The sequence below is a fragment of the Filibacter tadaridae genome, assembly GCF_900609045.1.
Taxonomy (GTDB): Bacteria; Bacillota; Bacilli; order Bacillales_A; family Planococcaceae; genus Sporosarcina; species Sporosarcina tadaridae.
On record NZ_UXAV01000042.1, the window covers coordinates 441,981 to 464,233 of the forward strand.

The window sequence follows — 22,253 nt, forward strand, 5'->3', positions numbered from 1 at the left end:
TTGTTATTGGCTTATTGATGAGAAACTGTTGCCATCAATGCGACTACCATCATTTAATACATACTGCAGTTTTCCTTCTTTATTTGAAACGGATACGACCAGTCCCGATTTCTCCACTTCCCCGTCTGTATAACCAACTGTTTTACCGATTAACATACTTGCTTCGACAAGGCTGTTTGCACTGCCCGATCCTGCTAACACTTCTGAAATATTGCCCGGCGTCAATTCTTTACCATCTTCCATTGTAAACACAGCAGAACCATCGACAAATTTTATAGAGAAAATCATACCTGTTCCCTCACTAACGACCGGTTTTCCATCTTCACCGGTTTCTTCTGTAATTTCATGCCACTTTATATTCTTCCCAACGAAACTATTATACTGAATTAGTTGCGATTGATTTTGTGCTTCAGCAAACTTATCGAATGACTTTGATAGGTTCATCGTTTGTTCAAGAGCAGAAAATTGAGCCATTTGTGCAATGAATTCATTATCTTTCATCGGATTTGTCGGATCCTGATTTTGTAGTTGAGCGATGAGTAATTTCATGAAATCATCTTTCCCCATAACGCCATCGCCAGTTTTACGTTCATCCCGTTTTTTATTGACTAAGTAATCTGAAGCTGAAATCGCTTTTTGTCCTTCAATCAACACTTACGCCTCCAACTCGATCATATATTCTTGGAACGTCATTTCTTCCTCTGTGTGTTGTTCCGGCTGTTCATCCATTAGGTGTTGTTGCGCATTTTGCTGGTTGAAAGATTGATTGCGGTCATTTCTGTTTGTATCTTGTAGTGTTTGGGTGATATCTATCCGCTCCACTTGCAAGTTTTGTTGCTGGAATGCACTTCTTAGCTGATTCAACTGGCTATCAAGCATTTCTTTGCCAAGGGACGTTGACGCGAGAATTCGTGCTGTCATGACTCCGTTGTTCTGGAGCAATTCAATCCGTAGTTGTCCAAGTTGTTCTGGGTATAACTTGATTAGCAATCGGTTTGTTCCACCCGTTTGACCGAAGTTTGATCGTTTTAAGATAGTTTGCATTTCACGTAGCAATGTCTCATTACGTGTATTGTTTCGACTTTCAAGCTCAGCAGCAGTGACTTCGCCTTTAAATACAATAGCATTTCCTGTATGACCGCTTATGGCTTGCTGTGCTAATTCAGTGCCGCTCTTCGACTTTCCATCTTCATTAGTGTTTTGGCCCGAATCTATCTGGACAAGGACACCTACTTCACGTCGCTGTTCCATTAATTGTACCATGCCCATTTTTGTAGTAATACTGGATTTAAATGTATCCTCTAGTCGTTCGCTTACCGCCTTAAGAAATCCTTGAAGGCCGAAAACCTGTTGCTCTTGCATCATAAGCAAATCACTTTTAGGCGCAATTAGTTCTATCGTTTTCAAAAATGCCAAAAGCCCAACCGCATGTTGATTAGGTATTTCCCCTTTTCCTTCCAGTGCTTCTGCCAATTGATTGAAAAACTGCGGGGCTACTTTGTCAATTTTATCAAGCACAGCCCATATATCATCGGTGTTGGTAATTTCCGCTAAATCACTTTCACGAAGGCCCGCTTTTTCAAGAAATGAGAGTAGACTATCCAGTAGTTGTGCAGGAGCGATGTTCAGTTGTTCCGCAATCTGGCCAAGATCACCCAAGTTATTTTCTAGTATGCTGATCTTCGTTTCATCACCAGTAATTTCCTTTACAGTAGCCTTTAGTTCTTCAAAAGTTTTCGCACCAATAATTGACACGATTTCCTTATCTGTACTTTTAAATTTTTTATTACTTTGGCTAGGTAAAACGGTTGAAGTTTGATTACTAGAGCTAACGTTACTTAAAACTGTTCTGAATGTTCCTTGAGCCGCTTTTTTGTTTGAGACAGATGGATGGTCCATACCATCAAATGCCCGAATCGTTGCGATTTTCATTTTTTCACCTCCCTTCATTATTATCGTTTTTTGCCAACCATTACTTAGTCATCATCGTCGTATATTTCGCAGCATCTTCCGGTGACATCTTTTCTAATATCGCAGCAAGTGTATCTGGTTTCATATTCGTTAATAGTTGCAATGCTTCGGCATCATTCATTTTCGTCAGAACGGGTGCCGCAGTTTTAGCAGACATCTTTTCAAATGTTGACACAATCTCTGAAAACTTACGTTTGAAATCATCTTTTTCCCGTACGAGTTTATCAATTTCATCAAGAAGTCGCTCCTGTTCGATAAGCAGCTTGTCTTTTTCTGCAGCCGAAGTATCCAAGTCCTTTTGCAGCTTGAATAACTGCGCTTCTTTTTCTTGGATTTCCGCTTGCAATGTCACAACGCTGTCCTCAAGTACAAGGTTATCTGCTCCATCGCCTTCTTCTTTCTTTTCGCTCGTAAAAGGAAGTTTTTTCGTTAACTCTTTTGCTTCGTCAAAAACGTTAATATCTGCAAACTTTGCAATAATGAGAAGGACAGCCGCTAAAAACAAAAGAGGGATAAGCACCCAAAGCATTATGATTTGCACAACTTTTGGTGAGTTTTCTTTTTTTATCTTTGCTAGTTCTTTAGCTTGTTTGTTTTTTTTCGCCACATAATCACCCGTTTTCTCTTCTGCGGTATTTCAAGGTCGATAATTCATCCAGTCTTATCGCTTCCAATTGCTCTTCCTCAGCACGGTGATGTTCTTGGTCATTCTCTTTCATCTTTTCATACTTTCTAACTTCCAATGTTTTTTCCAACAATTTATCTTCATACCAATTCATTTTAGAGCGAGCCTGCATAACCTGTTGTTGTAATTCCGCGATTTTTTTTTCCAAACTGCCGATGAATCGCGAGTAATGATGGATATCATTAATGGAAAAACCGATAGCCATCCGTTCTTGCTGTTTGTTGAAGACATCTTCTTTCTTCTTCAACAGGTCGTACAATTTTGTCGCGACTTCTTCAAAAGCTTGAATAGCGTTCTTGTATTCTATTTCTGTTTCTGTTTTTTGCTGTTCACGGAATGACAGGACTTTTTCAAATCGGTATTGATAGGCTGTCATGAGGTCCTACCCCCGTTTCCGAGTGCAACGAGTTCTGTGATACTATCATCAATTGCGATATTATCTTTAAACCCTTGTTTCAGGAAATTTGTGATGAGCGGTTCGTATTCAATGGCCTGGTCGATTTCTTTTGATGTGCCGCGTTTGTAGGCTCCGATATTAATGAGGTCTTCGGATTTATCGTACGTGTAATAGAGTTCGCGTAACCTCTCAGCAGCTTTTACGTGATCTGGATCGGCGATATGGTTCATCAAACGGCTGACGCTCTTCAGTACGTTTATGGCTGGGTATTGTCCTTTGTTCGCCAGTGTGCGGTCAAGGACGATATGTCCATCCAGTATGCCTCGCACAGCATCCGCAATCGGTTCATTCATATCGTCGCCATCGACAAGTACGGTATAAAAGGCTGTAATCGCTCCGTACTTATTCGTCCCTGTTCGTTCAAGTAATTTCGGTAAAATCGAAAATACGGAAGGCGTATACCCACGAGTTGCGGGCGGCTCACCCACCGCCAGTCCGATTTCACGTTGCGCCATTGCGACACGAGTGACGGAGTCCATCATGAGCATAACGTTCATCCCTTTGTCTCGAAAATATTCAGCGATTGCGGTTGCGGTAAATGCACCTTTAATACGCATTAGTGCCGGTTGGTCAGATGTCGCTGCCACAACTATGGAACGACTCATCCCCTCAAGCCCCAAATCTCTATCGATGAATTCCCGGACTTCACGCCCCCGCTCACCAATCAATGCGATAACATTCAGGTCCGCAGTGGTATTACGCGCAATCATTCCGAGCAATGTACTTTTTCCAACACCTGAACCTGCGAAGATACCAACACGCTGACCATTTCCAACTGTCAACATTCCATCAATCGCTTTTACACCGACAGCAAGCTTTTCGTTTATCGGCGGTCGTGTCAGTGCGTTCGGCGGATCTTGTTCCGTAAGGACGGATGTTAACCCTTTAGGCAATTGGCTTTTATCAATCGGATTGCCCATCGAGTCGAGCACTTTACCAATTAAGTTCATGCCAACTTTCACTTCAAGCGGTTTACCCAGTGTTTCCACCAAACAGCCACTTGATATGTCTCGAATATTTGTAAAAGGCATTAGAATGACAATTTCTTCCCTGAATCCGACAACCTCTGCCATGATTATCGAATCGGTTTTACTAGCTGTATTCAAATGGATATGACAGACATCACCGATTGAACTTTCAGGTCCTTTAGATTCAATCATAAGACCAACCACACGTACAACACGTCCGAATTTTTTGAACGTCTTCACGTTGGGGATAAGTTCTGCTAGTTGCTTCGCTTTTTTCATGGTCAATCACCACTTTCCATGATTTCGACGAGCCTTTCTCTTAATACATTCAATTGTTCATCGATACTGACGACAATTCGGCCATGATTCGTTTCAATGAAGCATTGTGTTGAATCGAAATCTTCATTTGCAAAAATTAGGAATGGTACATCCGGAGGGAAAATCGCTGCTAGCTCGGATCGATTATCAGAAATAAGTCCAAAATAATCGAGTGATACATATAGTTTGATTTCTTTCATTTCACGCGTTTCTTTCAAGGCTCTTTTAACAACGGACAAGTAGATTTCTTCGTCTTCTTTTAGCGTTTGGCCTATAATCCGTTCAGCAGTGCGCACTGCAAGATCTAAAATGACCCTTTCCTGACTGACAATATAGTGACTTGCGTTTGTCAAAGACTGCGCCGTTGTTTCATTTGCTGTTTGGATGGAAGTGGCCATATCAGAAAGCGCTTTGTTGCGACCTTCCTCATAACCAATTTGGAACCCTTCTTCGTATGCTTTCTGTTGAAGTTCCGTTTTTTCTTCTTGCCAAACGCTATGCATTGCTTCTATATCGTCGGCTGCCGTTCGTCGCATCGCGTCAATGGCCATCTTTTCTTGTTCAACCATGTCCTGTGCTTCTTTTAACAGCTTGTCTCGCTCTGCAAGAACCATTTTCCGTGATAGCTCCGTTTCTGGATCAATATCACGGATTGGTACAAGATTACGTATACCAATCTCTCTTGTTTTGCCTTCTTCAGAAACGGTATTGTGAGAACGGAATACATTAGACAATGATGTCATCTCCTCCGCCGCGCGCAATAATAATTTCCCCCGAATCCTCAAGTCTTCTAATAATAGCAACGATGCGGGATTGGGCTTCTTCTACATCGCGTAAACGGACTGGCCCCATAATTTCCATTTCTTCTTGGAAAGATTCCGCCATCCGTTGCGACATATTTCTAAACAGGACATCCTTTACTTCTTCACTTGACACTTTTAGTGAAAGAATCAGGTCTTCGTTTTCACAATCACGGACAATCCGTTGAATTGATCGATTATCAAGTGTAACAACATCTTCAAAAACAAACATTCTTTTACGGATTTCCTCTGCCAATTCGGGATCTTGAATTTCAAGTGCGTCGAGAATGGTTTTCTCAGTGGATCTGTCGACTCCATTCAGCACTTGAACGACTGCATCCACGCCGCCCGTCTCGGTATAGTCCTGTGTAACGGTTGACGATAGTTTCCGCTCAAGTACAGCTTCGATTTCACTAATGACCTCTGGTGAAGTAGAATCCATCGTCGCGATGCGTCTCGCGATATCCGCTTGTGCTTCTTGGGGCAATGAAGACAATATCAATCCTGCTTGCTCTGCATCCAAGTAAGACAAAATGAGTGCAATTGTTTGTGGGTGCTCATTTTGAATAAAGTTCAAGATTTGCGATGGATCAGCTTGTCTTGCAAAGTCGAATGGCCTTACTTGCAATGATGATGTTAAGCGATTAATGATTGCTTGTGCATGATCTTTACCGAGTGCTTTTTCAAGTACTGTTTTTGCATAGCCAATCCCGCCTTGCGAAATATAATCTTGAGCTAGGGCGATTGTATGAAATTCTTCTATGATTTCTTCCTTCACCGAAGACTCTACCTTTTTCACGCCCGATATTTCTAACGTCAGACGCTCAATTTCTTCTTCGTTCAACTGTTTATAAATTGAGGCTGATACTTCCGGTCCAAGAGAAATGAGCAAGAGTGCCGCTTTTTGTTTCCCCGACATTCCTTTATCCTTTTTCACCATTCGTTATCCCCCCGTCAATCCTCGGCAATCCACGTACGTAAAAGTTTCGCGAATTCTTCCGGTTTCTCTTTCGCCATTTTCTCCAGTTGCTTACGGCGGACAGTTCCTTCTGTTTCCTGCTCTTTATTTATGTCATCCACGTCTGATTGAACAATCTGCTCTCCCAGTACAAGTTCCTCTTCTAATTCTTCCGCTTCACGTCGGTTTCGAATGAAGAGGAAGCTTAGAACTCCTATAATTAATAGAAGTGCTCCTCCTATCACATAAATCCACCATGGAATTACCGGTTCTGTTGCCGTAAAATCAGTTTGTTTTGTATTGAATCGTTGCGTCGAAACAACAATTTTATTACTCAAAGCTTCATCAGTCAGTTCGCCCGCGGCCTCTTTATCGATTGTTGTACGTATCATCGTTGCAAGAATCTGCTCGATGTCGCCTTTAATATTTGTAGGCATAGATTCCGCTTCTTCTGGTATATCTACCATGACCTGGATACCAATATCACGAATTTTATAAGGACTTTCCACAATTTCTTTACGTATCCGATTCACTTCATTGTTTATGGTCTCTTCAATTTTTTCATAATCGCCATTGGAAAAAGTTCCTTCAGCAAAGCCAGTCCCATTATCTGTTGGGTCTTCTGCTTCCGGCGTACCTCCGGCAGTTGGACCATTGCCTGTAAATGATTCGGTGATTCGTTGGACACTAAGCGCGATCCCTTCCATGCTTTCCTCATCGACAGGGGTAACGAGTTCTTCTTCTCTGTTTTCTTTTTGGAAATCAATGTCTGTTGTCACTGAAACGATTACTTTGTCTTGCCCTATCATTGTGCCAAGCATCATTTGTACTTGCCGTTGCAAGTCCCGTTCGATTGTCTTTTTAATGGACATTTGATCAACGACACTTGTGCCGTAGCCATTGTCGTTTGAAGTTAAATCGTAGTATTCTGAGTATTGATTCATAATTACAATGTCTTCTTTTGCTAAATTCGGCATACTTTTGGAAACCAAATTATAAAGTGCATTAATTTGGGATTCATTGAACTTTTGACCTGGATTTGTTTTTAGAACGATGGATGCACTCGCTTGTTGAATATTTTCATTCAGAAATACGCTTTGGGTCGGTAGTGTCAGCATTACTTTTGCGTCTTTTACACCATCGATTCCTTTGATCAGGTTCGCGAGTTCCGTTTGCATCGCGCCAAGCTTGATCATATTAAACTCGTTATCTGTTGTCCCGAATCCTGCATTTTCCGAGAAGAAAGAGTAATCGATCATTCCTGAATCCGGAAACCCTTCGGCTGCCAACGTTACAAGTAAATCATCGACTTGCTCTTTAGGCACTAATATTGAAGTACCGCCAGGCGCAACTTTGCTTGGAACACCTTGACTATCTAGCTGCTCTTTAATCCGTCCAATCTCCGCACGGGAGACATCAGAGTAAAGCGAAACATAGTCTGTTCTTGACAAGAAAAATGTTAAAAAGGCGGCGAATACAATAATAGCTGCAACGGAAGCGGTATATGTTATTTTTTGTTTTTTCGTGCGACTAGACCAGAACTCACGGATGTCCGTTCTGATTTTCGTAACTCTTTCATTCATTGTAATCCTCCGGTCAGCTTACATAATTCTGGTTCCCATGATAAAGCGAAACTTCCTGTTGGCCCGAGCCATTCCGGCTTTTACGGGCAGTTGATCCCCCACTTATTCTTCTTAGTTTCTCGAAGACTTGAAGTTGGGGGTCTTACTGCCCGTTAATGTGGGATAAATGGGCTAGTACGTTCAATCAAACAGGCATCCGTATGATTTCTTGATACGCTTCCACTACTTTATTGCGGACTCCCATTGTTGCATTTAATGCAACCGATGCTTTTTGTGCAGTAATCATGACGTCGTGCAGTTCGACATCTCCACCTTGTATGAGTTTCTGTGTCATCATATCTGATTCATACTGCTTCGTATTTACTTCTTCAATTGCTGTTTTTAGAAAGCTTCCAAAGTTTTGCTGTGCTTCATAAGGTGTAACTTTCATTTGGTTATCCAGCTTCTGCAAACCTAGTGAAGGTGTAAGTGCAGAAATTGATTGTATCGCCATTTTTATGTCATCCTCTCTAAACGGTTATTTCCCAATTTCAAGTGCTTTCATGAGCATTGATTTATTAGCATTGAGTACCGTGACATTTGCTTCGTATGAACGAGTAGCTGACATCAGGTCAATCATTTCCCGTAACGGATCGACATTCGGCATTTCTACATAACCTTCATCGTTCGCATCAGGATGTGATGGATCAAATACCAGTTTAAATGGCGTTTCAGTATCCTCTTTTATACTTGAAACTGTGACGCCGTATCCGGCAGAACCTTTAACTTGTTTCCCCATCGCAGCATCCAACACGGAAGAAAATTGACCTTCTTTAGGCTGGTAGGTAACTGTTTTCCTACGATATGGCTGCCATTCTCCATCTACCATCTTCCCTCGTGTCGTATCGATATTTGCCATATTTGAAGAAATTACATCCATTCGCAAGCGCTGTGCGGTCAATGCGGAAGCCGATGTATTCATACTATGAAAGATTGACATCGTTAACGGCCTCCTTTAATAACGTTTTGTAATGTGTTGAATTTTCCATTCAATCTATCAACCAGCGCGTTATAGTAGATTTGGTTTGAAGCAAGATTTGCTTGCTCTTTGTCCATGTCCACTCCATTGCCATCGTTGCGATAACGGAGATTCGAGTAATTGAGGACACCTGAATGCGTTGATTGTGTATTGAAGTCAATATGGCGAGGATTTGTGCGATAGGCGTGTAGATTGTTTTCTTTTGCATCTGCAAATACGTCTTTAAAACTGACGTTTTTCGCTTTATAGTTCGGCGTGTCGATATTTGCAATATTTTGCGAGATTACTTTAGCTTTAGTAGCGGAAAAATCCAATCCGCTTTCTAAACTCGAAATCGTATTTCCGAAAAGGTTCACTTTATACACCTCTTCTTCCCTTTGTTTGTATTTTTAACCCTATATATACGTCCATTACTAAACTACTTTTGTCGTAACTACATCTATTGTATCGGATATTGTAGTTTCTTGTCTATGGAAGAAGTATGTTATTCCATAGACCAATATCTTCTTTTTATTTTCTACTATATGTTATTTTAAAATAATGAAGGCCTATAGAACCAATAATAATAAGTGCTTTATAACTACTCATATTCCCCTTTTTTTTCGCATAAAAAAAGACATCCCATCGATTTATCAACGGGATGTCAAAATGCTGATACTTTTAGTTTCTTTGTTTCTCAAGTTCTTCTAGGAACTTACTGTTAAGCACTTTAATATATGTGCCTTTCATACCAAGTGAACGTGATTCAATAACGCCTGCACTTTCAAGTTTACGGAGCGCATTTACGATTACTGAACGTGTAATACCTACACGGTCTGCAATTTTCGATGCAACAAGAAGGCCTTCATTGCCATCAAGTTCTTTGAAAATATGTTCAATCGCTTCATGCTCACTGTAAGAGAGTGAATTGATAGCCATTTGAACAACTGCCTTGCTGCGAGCTTCCGATTCAATCACTTCTGATTTCTCACGTAAAATTTCCATACCGACAACTGTTGCACCGTACTCGGCTAAAATAAGGTCATCGTCTTGGAATTGCTCTTTTGCTTTCGCCAAGATAAGCGTTCCTAGACGTTCACCACCACCGATAATTGGAACAATCGTAGTTAGACCGTCTTTAAATAACTCACGATTTTCTTCTGGAAATACAGAATACCCACTATAAACATCCAAGTTTGATGATGTTTCATTTACATTGAATAAGTTTTGTGTGTACTCTTCAGGGAATTTACGTTCTTCAAACATTTTTTTCATACGTTCGTTATCAATTTGCTGATGGAAACCTAAGCCGAGCAATTTTCCTTTTCTACTTACGATAAACGAATTACATTCGATTACCGTGCTAAGCTTTTCAGCCATTTCTTTAAAGTTAACCGGTTTTCCTGCCGATTTTTGTAACATCGCATTAATTTCTCTTGTTCTAATTAGTAGTGTAGTCATTTGTTTTCTTCCTCCTTGAATTGGGTGTTGATACGTTTAATGAATATTCTAAAGGTTTTTAATCATTAAATAAACTAAAACGAATCGGTTAAAGTATAAATTGTGACAAATCCTTGTTTTTTGCAATTTCTTTGAGCTTTTCGTCGACATATGCCGGCGTTATTTTAATCGATGTCGGTCCGATTTCTGCCGCTTCATAAGAAAGTTCTTCGAGCAGCTTTTCTAAAATCGTATGAAGCCTTCTCGCGCCAATATTTTCTGTTTCATCATTTACTTCATAAGCGATCTCCGCAATTCGCGTAACTGCTTCTTCTGTAAAATCAATTGTTACTTGTTCGGTTTGAAGCAACTTCTCGTATTGACGAATAAGCGAGAAATCAGGTTCCTTTAAAATTCGGACGAAGTCATCTTTTGACAATTTATCGAGCTCCACCCGAATCGGAAAGCGACCTTGCAATTCGGGAATAATATCGGATGGTTTTGCTGTATGAAAAGCACCTGCGGCAATGAAAAGAATGAAATCCGTGTTTACAGTTCCATACTTTGTCGATATTGCTGATCCTTCAACAATCGGTAAAATATCTCTCTGGACGCCTTCTCTTGAAACGTCCGCAGAAGAACCGCTTCCTCCACGACTTGCTATTTTATCCATCTCATCAATGAAAATAATCCCGGATTGTTCTGTTAGCTCAATTGCACGCCTCGCAATTTCATCCTGATCAATCAGTTTATCCGCTTCTTCTGCCTGTAATACTTTTCGGGCGTCTTTCACTTTTAATTTTCGTTTCATTGTCTTTTTCGGCATTAAGGAAGAGAGCGCATCTTGCATATTGGCACCCATCTGTTCCATACCTGACCCTTGCATCGCATCGAAAAGTGATGGCTGTTGAGCTGTGACATCCACAGTAATCATTTCTTCTTCCAATTCACCTGCATCAAGACTGTGTGCAATCTCAGATCGTTTACGTTTCACTTCGGTAACTTCTGATTGATCCGGTTCTTCAGGTTCGTTTTTTTGCCCGAACAGCATTTCGAATGGATTTTGCATACCACCCGACTTTTTCTTTTCAGGAACGAGCAATTCGATAAGACGCTGTTCCGCAAGTTTCGCCGCCTGATCTTTAACTGCTTCACGTTGTTCTTTTTGAACGATACGAACTCCGGCTTCGGTAAGATCTCTCACCATCGATTCAACATCGCGCCCAACGTAACCAACTTCAGTAAATTTCGTCGCTTCCACCTTAATGAAAGGCGCATTTACCAGTTTTGCAATTCTCCTTGCAATTTCAGTCTTCCCGACTCCGGTTGGACCAATCATTAATATATTTTTCGGAATAACTTCGTTTTTCTCATCATCAGAGAGAAGACTTCTTCTATACCGATTGCGAATCGCTACTGCTACTGCACGTTTCGCATTTTCCTGACCGATTATGTAGTGATCAAGATGCGCTGTCAACTCCCTGGGTGTGAGTTCCTGACTCTTTTTCATGCGAGCACCTCCACAACAATCTGATCATTTGTATACACACATATTTCTGACGCTGTTTCCAGTGCCGCTCTTGCAATTTGTTCCGCGGTTAGTGAATTTGCACTATACTTCTTCAATGCGCGTCCGGCAGCAAGTGCATAATTACCACCTGAACCAATAGCAAGCACACCATCATCCGGTTCTATCACTTCGCCTGTTCCTGAAACGAGTAATAACTTTTCATTATCCATAACAAGGAGCATTGCTTCCAATTTCCGCAGAATTCGATCTCCACGCCACTCTTTTGCAAGCTCCACGGATGCTCGTTGTAAATTCCCGTTATACTCTGTCAGTTTGCTTTCAAACAGTTCGAATAACGTGAATGCATCTGCTACCGATCCAGCAAAACCTGCCAATACTTTGCCGCCAAACAAACGACGTACTTTTTTAGCGGTTTTTTTCATGATGACCGCTTCTCCTACTGTGACCTGACCGTCTCCGGACATGGCACACGAACCTTCATGTTGTATTGCAAAAATAGTCGTTGCATGGAATTCCATAACATCATCCTCCTATGCACGCGGGTGCGTATTCATATACGTTTTTCGTAAATGTTCCTTCGTTATATGTGTATATACCTGTGTCGACGAGAGATGGCTGTGACCGAGAAGTTCCTGTACAGATCTCAAATCGGCCCCTGCTGCCAACAGATGCGTTGCAAATGAATGGCGAATCATATGCGGATAAATTTTTGAATGAAGCGAGGCTTTTTCCATCATCCCATTCAAAATATGACGGACACCGCGATTTGTTAAAGGATCACCCCGTAAGTTGACGAACAGAAAATCATGCTCCTTTTGTTTCATCAACAACAGACGACTCTTCTCGCGAAACTCATCAAGTGCGGATTGTGCGAAACTTCCAAAAGGCACGTAACGTTCCTTTCTTCCTTTCCCCATAATCATAACAATGCCTAGATGATTATCAATATCCCCCAAACGGATGGATGTTAACTCACTTACCCGAATTCCAGTCGCATAAAGCATTTCCAGAATTGCATAATCCCGAAGTGATTTTTTATCCTCACCAACACACGCCGAAAATAACTGTTCCATTTCTTCTTCATAAAAAAAAGCCGGAAGCCGTTCTTCCTTCTTCGGGTGATGGAGCGCTCTAAATGCATTGTCATTAATGTCGTATCGAGCATTTGCGAATTTGTAAAAGGATCGGACTGAAGATATTTTCCTTGAAATTGTAGCTCTTGATAAGCCGTTATCATACAACGTTGTTACATAGAGTCTTGCTACCGGATACGTCACTTCGTTCAGATCAGTTAAACCTTCACCTTCCAGAAACGACAAGAATGCTTCCACGTCATTTTCGTATTCCAAAACAGTATATACGGAATAATTCTTTTCCAATCGTACATATGAAATGTATTCATCGCGGACGATTGATGGTAGTATCGTCAATCATTCCACCTCCGTATGTAGGTCTTCTAAAATATAACAAGAGTAAGACTCCTATGAATAGGATTTCATACTGTATAACTAGTTTATCTTCATATCGAATCTTCACAATTGATCCAATAGGGCGATTAGTTCAGAGATTCGAAAGTCATCCACGATTCACTATACAATAGAATACCACGCCACGGCAACCTTTAAACTCTAAGAAGTCTGACGTCTTCTTAAATTTTTCTTTTTTCGACACAATTTGTTCATATCAATGTCAAAAAGAAGAAGCCCAGGAAAATTCCCCAGACTTCTTTTACGCAAACAACTTTTAAATGGTAACCGTTGGCCGAAATTCATCTATCGCTTTGAGTGCTCGCTCTGCATGCTTTTCTGCACGCTCCACCTTCGATTTCACGCGTTCTTCTAATGCAGGGAACAAACCGAAATTGACGTTCATAGGTTGGAAATTGTTGGGATTGGCTTCGGTAATATATCTTGCCATACTTCCAAGGGCCGTTTCTTTCGGGAAAACGATTAGGTTTTCTTCAAGCGCAAGTTTTGCTGCATTTACTCCGGCAATAAGGCCGGAGCCTGCTGATTCAACATATCCTTCAACACCAGTCATTTGTCCTGCAAAAAATACATTTTGATCGGCTTTCAGCTGATACGTCACGTCAAGAACACGGGGTGAATTGATGAATGTATTTCGGTGCATAACACCGTATCTGACGATTTCAACATTCTCAAGACCTGGAATTAAACGAATGACTTCCTTTTGCGCCCCCCATTTCAGATGCGTTTGAAAACCTACAAGATTATATAAGGTTCCCGCTGCGTCATCTTGACGGAGTTGAACGACTGCCTTTGGTAGATTACCCGTTATCGGATGTTCGAGTCCAACCGGTTTTAAAGCACCAAATAATAACGTTTTTTCGCCACGCCGTGCAAGCACTTCCACTGGCATACACCCTTCAAAGTAAATTTCTTTTTCAAAATCCTTCAAAGGGGCAACTTCTGCTGTAACGAGCGCTTCGTGGAAGCGAGCAAATTCTTCAGCGTTCATCGGGCAATTCAAGTATGCTGCCTCACCCTTGTCATAGCGCGACTTTAGATAGACCTTTTCCATATCGATTGAATCTTTTTCAACGATAGGCGCAGCTGCATCATAGAAATACAAATATTCTTCGCCCGTCAGTTTACGGATCTGTTCAGCTAAATCAGGTGAAGTTAAAGGACCCGTTGCGATAACCGTAATGCCTTCTGGAAGCTTCGTTACTTCTTCATTGACGATTTCAATAAGGGGGTGATTGCGAATCGCATCCGTTACATGCCCTGCAAATTCATGACGATCAACTGCTAATGCGCCGCCAGCAGGAACCGCACATACATCTGCAGCGCGAATGATAAGCGAATCTAGTCTTCTCATCTCTTCTTTTATAATACCGACTGCATTCGTTAAATTATTCGCTCGTAACGAGTTACTGCACACAAGCTCCGCGAATTTGTCTGTATGATGCGCAGCCGTCTGTTTAACGGGTCTCATCTCGTATAGTCGGACATTCACTCCCCGGCTAGCAATTTGCCACGCTGCTTCACTTCCAGCAAGTCCTGCACCTATTACATTTACGATGGTTGTCATCTAGTCACCTTCTATTTTCGAATTAATTACGATTGTGCATCCTCTTTATAATCACATTCTACACATTGGATTTGGACACCTTTTTTCAATTTCTTTTCCACGAGTGTACTTTCGCATTTTGGACAAGGTCTCGAAATTGGTTTATCCCACGAAACGTATTCACATTCCGGGTATTGGTCGCAGCCGTAAAATATCCGTTTCGTTTTACTTTTTCGTTCAACGACCTGACCTTCTTTACAATTTGGACACGTTACACCAATCGGTTTGATGATGGCTTTTGTATTACGACATTCCGGAAAATTGGAACATGCCATGAATTTGCCGTATCTTCCCAACTTGTAAACCATAGGCGAACCGCATTTTTCACAATCTTCACCGGCAGGTTCATCTTTTATTTCAATTTTCTCCATTTCAGCATCCGCAATTTGTACATGCTTTTCAAAGTCTTTATAGAATTCATCAATAACTTTTACCCATTTTATGTTGCCTTCCTCGACATCGTCCAACCCTCTTTCCATTTGGGCTGTAAATTCCACATTGATGACGTCTTGGAAAAACTCATGGACGGCGGAATGGACGATTCCACCAAGTTCAGTTGGTATGAATCGTTTTGCATCGAGTGTTACATATCCACGCTTTTGAATGGTATCTAGCGTCGGTGCGTACGTTGAAGGGCGGCCTATGCCTAGTTCTTCCAACGTCTTGACCAGTCGCGCTTCAGAATAGCGTGGAGGCGGTTGCGTGAAATGTTGTTTTGGATCAATTTCACTAAACTTCACTTTTTCTCCTTCTTCGAGCGGAGGAAGAAGTCGATCTTTTTCTTCTTCTTGATCATCGTCACCTTCAACATATACTTTCATGAAACCTTGGAACTTGACTTGCGAACCGTTTGCTCTGAATCGGATTTCGCCGTTAACAAGATCGACCGTTACAGTATCGAGAATCGCTGGTGCCATTTGACTTGCTACAAACCGCTCCCAAATGAGTTTATATAAACGCAACTGGTCACGTGATAAAACCGTTTTCATGGCGGATGGCGGGCGCATGACCGATGTTGGACGAACCGCTTCGTGCGCATCCTGTGTTTTAGCTGATTCCTTCTTAACGATTTTTGAAGAGGTGATGTATTCTTTGCCATACATCGATTCGATAAATGAATGCGCTTCTTCTTTTGCAGAATCCGATGTTCTTGTCGAGTCTGTTCTCATGTATGTGATAAGACCGACACTACCCTCTTTACCAAGATTGATACCTTCATATAGTTGTTGTGCAAGCATCATTGTCTTTCTTGCTCTGAAGTTCAATTTACGGGCAGCTTCTTGTTGCAATGAAGAGGTCGTAAATGGTAGTGAAGGATTTCGTTTGCGTTCTTTTTTCACGACTTTCGCGATTTCAAAGTGATCACCATCCAGTTGCCCAACGACACCATCGACATCTTTTTTTGATGTGAGTTTCACTTTCTTCTTATTGTCACCGTAATAGCTCGCTTCAAAAGTTTTACTACCTTTTTGGAACTGGCCCGCAATACTCCAATACTCTTCAGGGACGAATGCATTGATTTCATTTTCCCGATCAATGATTAGACGGAGCGCAACGGATTGCACGCGGCCGGCGGAAAGTCCTTTTTTAACTTTCTTCCAGAGTATCGGGCTAATATTGTAGCCTACGAGTCTGTCAAGAATACGACGGGCTTGTTGTGCATCGACCAAATCCATATTGATAGGCCGCGGATTTTTAAATGATTCCTTAATTGCTTCTTTCGTTATTTCGTTGAATACAACACGGCAATCCGATTCGATATCGACGCCAAGTTGGTGTGCTAAATGCCACGCAATCGCTTCCCCTTCTCTGTCGGGGTCAGCTGCGAGAAAGATCTTTTTCGCTTTTTTTGCTTCCTTCTTCAAGTCTTGGAGAATCGGCCCTTTGCCGCGAATCGTAATGTATTTCGGTTCATAGTCATTTTCGGTATCTACACCCATCTGGCTGCGTGGAAGATCGCGCAGATGTCCGAGTGATGCACGTACTTTATATTTTTTCCCAAGATAGCGCTCAATTGTTTTCGCTTTTGCAGGGGATTCCACAATAACTAGGTAGTCTGCCATCAATGTGCCTCCTCATAGAGGTTCCATATTTATTCGTAACAAGAGGTTGTGCAAGAGAACAAGTTGTGAGCCATTCTCTTAGACAAGAACTCAAAAGAATATCTGTTGCAAAATGTATAACAGATTTCAATTTAATGCAACCTTTTGAATGGCGAGATCGTTTGCTCAGTGATCAGGAATGAGCGTTTCAACAACCTGAAAACCGTTCCAAATCGGCTTTGCCCCCTCTTCAATCAACTTATTTGGACCTATCGATAAAGCCGAAGTTATTGGACCAGGAACTGCAAAGATATCCTTGCCATGATCAAGCGCATGCTCGACTGTACTCATCGTCCCACTTTTGTCTGCGGCCTCGGTAACGATAACTGCATCTGATAATCCACTAATGATTCGATTACGCATCGGAAAAGTCCACTTTTCTGGTTTGACATACGGTGGGTATTCCGTGATAAGTAAATGATTTTTGATAATTTCATCGGCTAATAATCGATTTTCTTTAGGATATAGATGGAAAAAACCATGTCCGAGTACCGCTATCGTTTTGCCGCCATATTTAATGGCCGCTTTATGTGCTAGTGTATCCGCACCTGTCGCAAGACCTGACACAATGATTACATCGCTTTCAACAAGTGGTGGAACAATTAGTTCCATTGCTTCGTTTGAATAAGCTGTTGCTTTTCGAGAACCGATAATCGCAATTTTAAATCTTTGGTGAAGCAATCCCGGATTCCCACAAGCATACAGGACGGCAGGGGGATCTATAAGGTTTTTCAAACTATCTGGGTACTGGGAATTGGTGAACGGTATGGGGATTATATTTTTTTGTTCATACAAAGTATCGTAGGGGACTGTGGTATTTGTGTTCAAATTTTCCTGCAATCGACTGGCTTTCCTAATCGGAATGTTCAATAGACTAGCAAACTCGGTTGCTTTGAAGTCAAATATCTTTTCAAGATTGGGGTCTATCATGAAAAGTCTTTCAAGTCTGTTCACTGGAACAGGAAATACATAATGGAGTGCTAACAAACGTTTGTCTACTTCTGTTAGTTTCATCAGTTTCCTCCTCGTATAATATTAAGTTAAAAAAATGCAGCGCATCGGATAGACACGCTGCATCTCTTATATTAATGTGTTTTACATTGTTCGTACAGACCTTTTTCTTTAATCGCTTTGATTAATGTTTCACCAATTACAGATGGAGTTGCAGCAACTTCGATGCCTGCAGCATTAAGTGCTTTGATTTTTTCAGCAGCAGTCCCTTTACCACCGGAAATGATTGCCCCAGCGTGGCCCATACGTTTTCCTTCAGGAGCTGTTTGTCCACCGATGAATCCTACAACCGGTTTTGTCATGTTTTCTTTGATCCATTGTGCTGCTTCTTCTTCAGCAGTACCACCGATCTCACCAATCATAACAACTGCTAGTGTTTCAGGGTCATTGTTGAATTCTTTAAGCACATCGATGAAGTTTGTACCGTTTACCGGGTCTCCACCAATACCAACAGCTGTCGTTTGACCGATTCCAGCTTGGCTCAATTGGTATGTCGCTTCATACGTAAGGGTACCTGAGCGTGAAACAACGCCAACATGACCTTTTGTATGGATATAACCAGGCATAATGCCGATTTTACATTCATCAGCCGTAATGACACCCGGACAGTTCGGGCCGACAAGACGTGTTTTCTTGCCTTCCATGTAACGCTTCACTTTTACCATGTCAAGGACAGGGATGTGTTCTGTAATACAGATAGCCATATCAAGTTCAGCATCCACAGCTTCCATAATTGCATCTGCTGCAAATGGAGCAGGTACATAAATTACGGAAACAGTCGCGCCAGTTGCTTTTACAGCATCTGAAACTGTATTGAAAACAGGAACACTTTCAGCTTCCGTGCCACCTTTACCAGGTGTAACACCGCCTACGATTTTAGTTCCGTATTCCAACATTTGTTTTGTGTGGAAAAGTGCAGTAGAACCTGTAATACCTTGTACAATAACTTTTGTATCTTTATTTACGAATATACTCATGGTTTGCCCCTGCCTTTCTTAGCCTACTAATTCAACAATCTTTTGTGCGCCGTCTGCCATTGTATCAGCAGCGATGATGTTCAATCCTGATTCTTTCAATAATGCTTTTCCTTTGTCGACGTTTGTACCTTCCAAACGAACTGTAAGTGGCACTTGAAGGCCAAGTTCTTTTGTAGCTGCAATTACACCTTCTGCAATAACGTCACATTTCATGATGCCGCCGAAGATATTAACGAAAATCCCTTTAACATTCTTATCGGAAAGGATAATTTTGAATGCCTCTGTAACTTTCTCAGCTGTTGCACTTCCTCCAACGTCAAGGAAGTTAGCGGGAGTTCCGCCATAGTAATTGATTGTATCCATTGTAGCCATTGCAAGGCCTGCACCATTTACCATACAACCGATATTTCCGTCTAAAGAAATGTAGCTTAAACCGTGTTTTGATGCTTCGATTTCTTTTGCATCCTCTTCGTCTAAATCACGAAGTTCTTGAATGTCTTTATGACGGAACAACGCGCTGTCGTCAAAGTTAAATTTCGCATCAAGTGCAAGTACATCATCTCCACCTGTGACAACTAGTGGGTTGATTTCTACGATAGATGCATCTTTTTCGATGAATACTTGATAGAGTCCAAGCATGAATTTAGCTGCTTTGTTGACAAGATGCGCAGGAATATTCATGTTGAATGCCATACGACGTGCCTGGAATCCTGTTAGTCCGACAACCGGATCGATGACTTCTTTGAAAATCTTCTCTGGAGTTGACGCTGCAACTTCCTCGATGTCCATTCCGCCCTCTTCAGAACCCATAAGTGTTACACGGTCTACTGAATTATCAAGAACGAGTCCTAAGTAGTACTCTTTCTTGATGTCAGAACCTTCTTCGATAAGAAGGCGTTTAATTTCTTTACCTTCTGGTCCTGTTTGGTGAGTAACAAGCGTTTTGCCAATCAATTCTGTTGCATATTCACGAACTTCGTCAAGCGTTTTAGCAATCTTGACGCCACCCGCCTTACCGCGGCCACCCGCATGGATTTGTGCTTTAACAACGATGACGTCCGTGCCTAATTCCTTTGCCGCCGCAACCGCCTCTTCAGGGGAAAACGCAACAAGGCCTTTAGAAACTGCCACACCATAGTCTCTTAGTAACTGTTTACCTTGATATTCATGGATATTCATCTTACATCCTCCAATCGAACTTCTATATCATAATTTACTGCCTTAACCATTGTAGTAAACTTGTCAAACATTGTCCACAATTGACTACCGAATGATGAAATTTGTCGAATCATTTTCCGCTTTTCTTTTTGTTTTTCAAGCCATGTTGACGATCAATATGGTAAACATACGCAAAAACTTCTGATACCGCTTTGTATAATTCCTCCGGTATCGATTCGTTCATATTCAGCTGACCGAGGATTTCCACAAGACTTGGATCTTCCTGGATTGGTACACCGTTTTGCAGCGCTTTTCCCAATATATTTTCAGCAATTTTACCTTTCCCTTTCGCAACTACTTTGGGCGCGTCAGTAGATTCTGGATCATACGAAAGAGCAACCGCTTCTTTTCGGACATGTCGTTCGTCACTCATATTCGAAAATCAACTCCTTGTCCATCGATAGCCTTTCTTGTCTTTTTTGTTATTCCGCTTTTTTTCTCTTCAGTAAAATTTTTAAAAAAGACACCGGACAATTTATAACCCGACGATTCGAGACCCTCTCTTAAACGTGTTTGCAGGGATGTCCCCAATTCTTTAAGAGTTTGGTCTGAATTGAAAACAGTGACGGAAACAACTCGTTTTTGAACTTGCATATCAATAATTGTCTTATCGAGGGAATCGAGTTCCAGGTAAAAGAGGATACGTGCGAAATCAGCATCGATTTTCCCATTTTCCTTCATCCGACCATTCCATTGCAGCGTTGCGTCAATCCGTTTACCGAAAAACTCAAGTGGAACTTGCATAACCAATTGATGTTGAACGCCATTTTCTCCTGACTGAAGCAGCGGGCCATTCATCCTTATGACGACGTTTTCCGCCGCTTCCCGAAGCGCTGGCGAGACAGCCATATCTTGCATAAGCGCAAGCAATTGGGGTTTCAATGTTTCAGTAGGCCGCAAAGACTCTATATCTTTACCAAAAAGGGTCGATTCATAATTAAGACCAAGAGAGAGGATAACGGCTTGCAATGCCTCTTTCATAACCTTTCCATCTACGACAGTCGCAACAGCGGTTTCTGCTGCCTGCAGTACCTTATGAATCGCTGGATCGTCCGATTTTTCTGCCTGCCGGACTAAAACTTCCAGTTTTTCTGCACCATATTGCATTTGATGACCTAGCAAAGTAAGTAGTGGATCATTCGTTTTGTTTGAATTGACTTCAGGTCGAAAAGGCGTGACAACTGTATTTTCAGCAGTCATCCGAATGATTTCTAGAGCCGTTTGAGTAGAATTAACCTGGCTCCCGTTCGGCATCACTCTGGGTTGTGTCGCTGATGTCGCTTGGTCTCCTACCTGTAAGGTAGATGTGGAGCTTCCCACGTTTTCTGTAGTCAGCAATGAACTAAGCACTTGATGCATATTAGCAAGAGACGTCGTTGAAGGTAATACCCCAGTATTTTTCAATAACTGCAACGTGGCAAACCGTGTTTCAGCACCTTCCGCTGTATCGAGTATTGTTAAAATAGCTTTCCCGAGTAATGCGTTTCCTGTTGCCTGCAAAAAGGGTTTAGCAACTTTTTCAAGACTTGAAAGAATGGCTTCTTTCATTTTCAAAGAAATAGAGGAATCAGCAGTTAATGCACTTTTTAGAGAAGTTAGAACATCGTGCAATCCTTCTTTCGATTCAACTCCGAGTAAGGAGCGGAAGGTAGATTCAGTTAAAGGCAACTTCAATTCTACTAGTTTTTGGATGGATGCTAGTGCATCATCTTTTAAAGCTGGAGATGCAGATTTCAACAATGCTTCCGCATCCAGCAAACTTTCACGTGTCATCGGTATTTTATTTTTCATGACGAAGGGAAGCAATGCTTGCATTTCGGCTGATTTGGGCAATTGCATAACGTCCATTAAGCCATTTAACTGACGACCTTGCCCTCCGGCATCAGTAAGCGGACCGGAAATAATTTTCAGCTGTAATTCGGGTTTAAGTGCGCTAACTTGAAAATAATACGAATCACCCGCTTTCATCGGCACTTCCAGTTTGGCGACTAGCTTTTGTCCACCAATTTGTACTTCCGCGGTTTGTCCAAGGTATAGCTGTTTGACCTGTCCGTGAAACAATTGTCCCACTTTTAAAATGAGCGGTTTGTTCTGAGCACCGTTTGCCAAAGCTTGTACGTTCACTGAATTCATTGGCGGAAAAC

Annotated in this window: 22 protein-coding genes; all 22 read right to left on the reverse strand. The window is 41.6% G+C overall.

Going from position 1 to position 22,253, the window contains the following annotated elements:
• Nucleotides 1-3: 3 nt before the first annotated feature.
• The 22 genes from flgD to FILTAD_RS11690 all read right to left on the reverse strand — a co-directional run bounded on the left by flgD (nt 4) and on the right by FILTAD_RS11690 (nt 22,242).
• Complete coding sequence (gene flgD / locus FILTAD_RS11585; RefSeq protein WP_345788901.1) at nt 4-651, reverse strand: flagellar hook assembly protein FlgD; 648 nt, start codon at nt 649-651, stop codon at nt 4-6.
• A 3-nt stretch (nt 652-654) separates the two neighbouring features.
• Nucleotides 655-1,932: a flagellar hook-length control protein FliK gene (locus FILTAD_RS11590; protein ID WP_160117608.1), complete on the reverse strand. Its 1,278-nt coding sequence runs from the start codon at nt 1,930-1,932 to the stop codon at nt 655-657.
• A gap of 40 nt (nt 1,933-1,972) precedes the next feature.
• Nucleotides 1,973-2,578, reverse strand: a complete 606-nt coding sequence (locus FILTAD_RS11595; RefSeq protein ID WP_124070922.1) for a MotE family protein — start codon at nt 2,576-2,578, stop codon at nt 1,973-1,975.
• 4 nt (nt 2,579-2,582) lie between these two features.
• Nucleotides 2,583-3,032, reverse strand: a complete 450-nt coding sequence (gene fliJ, locus FILTAD_RS11600; protein ID WP_124070923.1) for a flagellar export protein FliJ — start codon at nt 3,030-3,032, stop codon at nt 2,583-2,585.
• Nucleotides 3,029-4,360: a flagellar protein export ATPase FliI gene (gene fliI / locus FILTAD_RS11605; protein WP_124070924.1), complete on the reverse strand. Its 1,332-nt coding sequence runs from the start codon at nt 4,358-4,360 to the stop codon at nt 3,029-3,031. The genes fliJ and fliI overlap by 4 nt, the downstream gene beginning before the upstream one ends.
• A gap of 2 nt (nt 4,361-4,362) precedes the next feature.
• Entirely contained in the window at nt 4,363-5,142 is a 780-nt protein-coding gene (fliH, locus tag FILTAD_RS11610; protein ID WP_124070925.1) for a flagellar assembly protein FliH, read from the reverse strand.
• A complete protein-coding gene (fliG, locus tag FILTAD_RS11615) occupies nt 5,126-6,139 on the reverse strand; it encodes a flagellar motor switch protein FliG (RefSeq protein ID WP_124070926.1) in 1,014 nt (337 codons plus the stop codon). Before fliG ends, fliH begins: the two co-directional genes overlap by 17 nt.
• A gap of 14 nt (nt 6,140-6,153) precedes the next feature.
• Nucleotides 6,154-7,740: a flagellar basal-body MS-ring/collar protein FliF gene (gene fliF, locus FILTAD_RS11620; protein ID WP_124070927.1), complete on the reverse strand. Its 1,587-nt coding sequence runs from the start codon at nt 7,738-7,740 to the stop codon at nt 6,154-6,156.
• Nucleotides 7,741-7,924: 184 nt separating this feature from the next.
• On the reverse strand, nt 7,925-8,233 hold the full coding sequence (fliE, locus tag FILTAD_RS11625) for a flagellar hook-basal body complex protein FliE (protein ID WP_124070928.1): 309 nt from the start codon (nt 8,231-8,233) through the stop codon (nt 7,925-7,927).
• Nucleotides 8,234-8,257: 24 nt separating this feature from the next.
• Nucleotides 8,258-8,719, reverse strand: coding sequence for a flagellar basal body rod protein FlgC (gene flgC / locus FILTAD_RS11630; protein WP_124070929.1), 462 nt, complete (start codon nt 8,717-8,719; stop codon nt 8,258-8,260).
• 2 nt (nt 8,720-8,721) lie between these two features.
• Nucleotides 8,722-9,114 carry a flagellar basal body rod protein FlgB gene (gene flgB, locus FILTAD_RS11635; protein ID WP_124071227.1) on the reverse strand — a complete coding sequence of 131 codons (393 nt, stop codon included), beginning with the start codon at nt 9,112-9,114 and terminating at the stop codon, nt 8,722-8,724.
• Nucleotides 9,115-9,418: 304 nt separating this feature from the next.
• Nucleotides 9,419-10,198, reverse strand: coding sequence for a GTP-sensing pleiotropic transcriptional regulator CodY (codY, locus tag FILTAD_RS11640; protein ID WP_124070930.1), 780 nt, complete (start codon nt 10,196-10,198; stop codon nt 9,419-9,421).
• An 88-nt stretch (nt 10,199-10,286) separates the two neighbouring features.
• Nucleotides 10,287-11,687, reverse strand: coding sequence for an ATP-dependent protease ATPase subunit HslU (hslU, locus tag FILTAD_RS11645; RefSeq protein WP_124070931.1), 1,401 nt, complete (start codon nt 11,685-11,687; stop codon nt 10,287-10,289).
• Nucleotides 11,684-12,226: an ATP-dependent protease subunit HslV gene (gene hslV / locus FILTAD_RS11650; protein WP_124070932.1), complete on the reverse strand. Its 543-nt coding sequence runs from the start codon at nt 12,224-12,226 to the stop codon at nt 11,684-11,686. Before hslV ends, hslU begins: the two co-directional genes overlap by 4 nt.
• A gap of 12 nt (nt 12,227-12,238) precedes the next feature.
• Nucleotides 12,239-13,132, reverse strand: a complete 894-nt coding sequence (gene xerC, locus FILTAD_RS11655) for a tyrosine recombinase XerC (protein ID WP_124071229.1) — start codon at nt 13,130-13,132, stop codon at nt 12,239-12,241.
• A gap of 319 nt (nt 13,133-13,451) precedes the next feature.
• The gene (gene trmFO, locus FILTAD_RS11660; RefSeq protein WP_124070933.1) at nt 13,452-14,762 is read right to left on the reverse strand and encodes an FADH(2)-oxidizing methylenetetrahydrofolate--tRNA-(uracil(54)-C(5))-methyltransferase TrmFO; all 1,311 of its coding nucleotides are present in this window, start codon (nt 14,760-14,762) and stop codon (nt 13,452-13,454) included.
• Between the two features lie 26 nt (nt 14,763-14,788).
• Entirely contained in the window at nt 14,789-16,864 is a 2,076-nt protein-coding gene (gene topA, locus FILTAD_RS11665; protein ID WP_124070934.1) for a type I DNA topoisomerase, read from the reverse strand.
• Nucleotides 16,865-17,029: 165 nt separating this feature from the next.
• Nucleotides 17,030-17,917: a DNA-processing protein DprA gene (gene dprA, locus FILTAD_RS11670; RefSeq protein ID WP_124070935.1), complete on the reverse strand. Its 888-nt coding sequence runs from the start codon at nt 17,915-17,917 to the stop codon at nt 17,030-17,032.
• A 71-nt stretch (nt 17,918-17,988) separates the two neighbouring features.
• Nucleotides 17,989-18,891, reverse strand: coding sequence for a succinate--CoA ligase subunit alpha (gene sucD, locus FILTAD_RS11675; RefSeq protein ID WP_124070936.1), 903 nt, complete (start codon nt 18,889-18,891; stop codon nt 17,989-17,991).
• Nucleotides 18,892-18,909: 18 nt separating this feature from the next.
• Nucleotides 18,910-20,070: an ADP-forming succinate--CoA ligase subunit beta gene (gene sucC / locus FILTAD_RS11680; protein WP_124070937.1), complete on the reverse strand. Its 1,161-nt coding sequence runs from the start codon at nt 20,068-20,070 to the stop codon at nt 18,910-18,912.
• Nucleotides 20,071-20,179: 109 nt separating this feature from the next.
• Entirely contained in the window at nt 20,180-20,482 is a 303-nt protein-coding gene (locus tag FILTAD_RS11685) for an EscU/YscU/HrcU family type III secretion system export apparatus switch protein (protein WP_124070938.1), read from the reverse strand.
• Complete coding sequence (locus tag FILTAD_RS11690; RefSeq protein WP_124070939.1) at nt 20,479-22,242, reverse strand: hypothetical protein; 1,764 nt, start codon at nt 22,240-22,242, stop codon at nt 20,479-20,481. The genes FILTAD_RS11685 and FILTAD_RS11690 overlap by 4 nt, the downstream gene beginning before the upstream one ends.
• Nucleotides 22,243-22,253 lie beyond the last annotated feature (11 nt).

Excerpts from the sequence above, each read along its gene's own strand:
- fliF (WP_124070927.1), bottom strand. The coding sequence starts at position 7,740 with ATGAATGAAAGAGTTACGAAAATCAGAACGGACATCCGTGAGTTCTGG.
- fliJ (WP_124070923.1), bottom strand. The coding sequence starts at position 3,032 with ATGACAGCCTATCAATACCGATTTGAAAAAGTCCTGTCATTCCGTGAA.
- codY (WP_124070930.1), bottom strand. The coding sequence starts at position 10,198 with ATGACTACACTACTAATTAGAACAAGAGAAATTAATGCGATGTTACAA.
- FILTAD_RS11685 (WP_124070938.1), bottom strand. The coding sequence starts at position 20,482 with ATGAGTGACGAACGACATGTCCGAAAAGAAGCGGTTGCTCTTTCGTAT.
- sucD (WP_124070936.1), bottom strand. The coding sequence starts at position 18,891 with ATGAGTATATTCGTAAATAAAGATACAAAAGTTATTGTACAAGGTATT.
- FILTAD_RS11590 (WP_160117608.1), bottom strand. The coding sequence starts at position 1,932 with ATGAAAATCGCAACGATTCGGGCATTTGATGGTATGGACCATCCATCT.
- fliH (WP_124070925.1), bottom strand. The coding sequence starts at position 5,142 with ATGACATCATTGTCTAATGTATTCCGTTCTCACAATACCGTTTCTGAA.
- topA (WP_124070934.1), bottom strand. The coding sequence starts at position 16,864 with ATGGCAGACTACCTAGTTATTGTGGAATCCCCTGCAAAAGCGAAAACA.
- FILTAD_RS11690 (WP_124070939.1), bottom strand. The coding sequence starts at position 22,242 with ATGAATTCAGTGAACGTACAAGCTTTGGCAAACGGTGCTCAGAACAAA.
- fliI (WP_124070924.1), bottom strand. The coding sequence starts at position 4,360 with ATGAAAAAAGCGAAGCAACTAGCAGAACTTATCCCCAACGTGAAGACG.
- fliE (WP_124070928.1), bottom strand. The coding sequence starts at position 8,233 with ATGGCGATACAATCAATTTCTGCACTTACACCTTCACTAGGTTTGCAG.
- sucC (WP_124070937.1), bottom strand. The coding sequence starts at position 20,070 with ATGAATATCCATGAATATCAAGGTAAACAGTTACTAAGAGACTATGGT.
- flgC (WP_124070929.1), bottom strand. The coding sequence starts at position 8,719 with ATGTCAATCTTTCATAGTATGAATACATCGGCTTCCGCATTGACCGCA.
- fliG (WP_124070926.1), bottom strand. The coding sequence starts at position 6,139 with ATGGTGAAAAAGGATAAAGGAATGTCGGGGAAACAAAAAGCGGCACTC.
- hslU (WP_124070931.1), bottom strand. The coding sequence starts at position 11,687 with ATGAAAAAGAGTCAGGAACTCACACCCAGGGAGTTGACAGCGCATCTT.
- trmFO (WP_124070933.1), bottom strand. The coding sequence starts at position 14,762 with ATGACAACCATCGTAAATGTAATAGGTGCAGGACTTGCTGGAAGTGAA.
- dprA (WP_124070935.1), bottom strand. The coding sequence starts at position 17,917 with ATGAAACTAACAGAAGTAGACAAACGTTTGTTAGCACTCCATTATGTA.
- hslV (WP_124070932.1), bottom strand. The coding sequence starts at position 12,226 with ATGGAATTCCATGCAACGACTATTTTTGCAATACAACATGAAGGTTCG.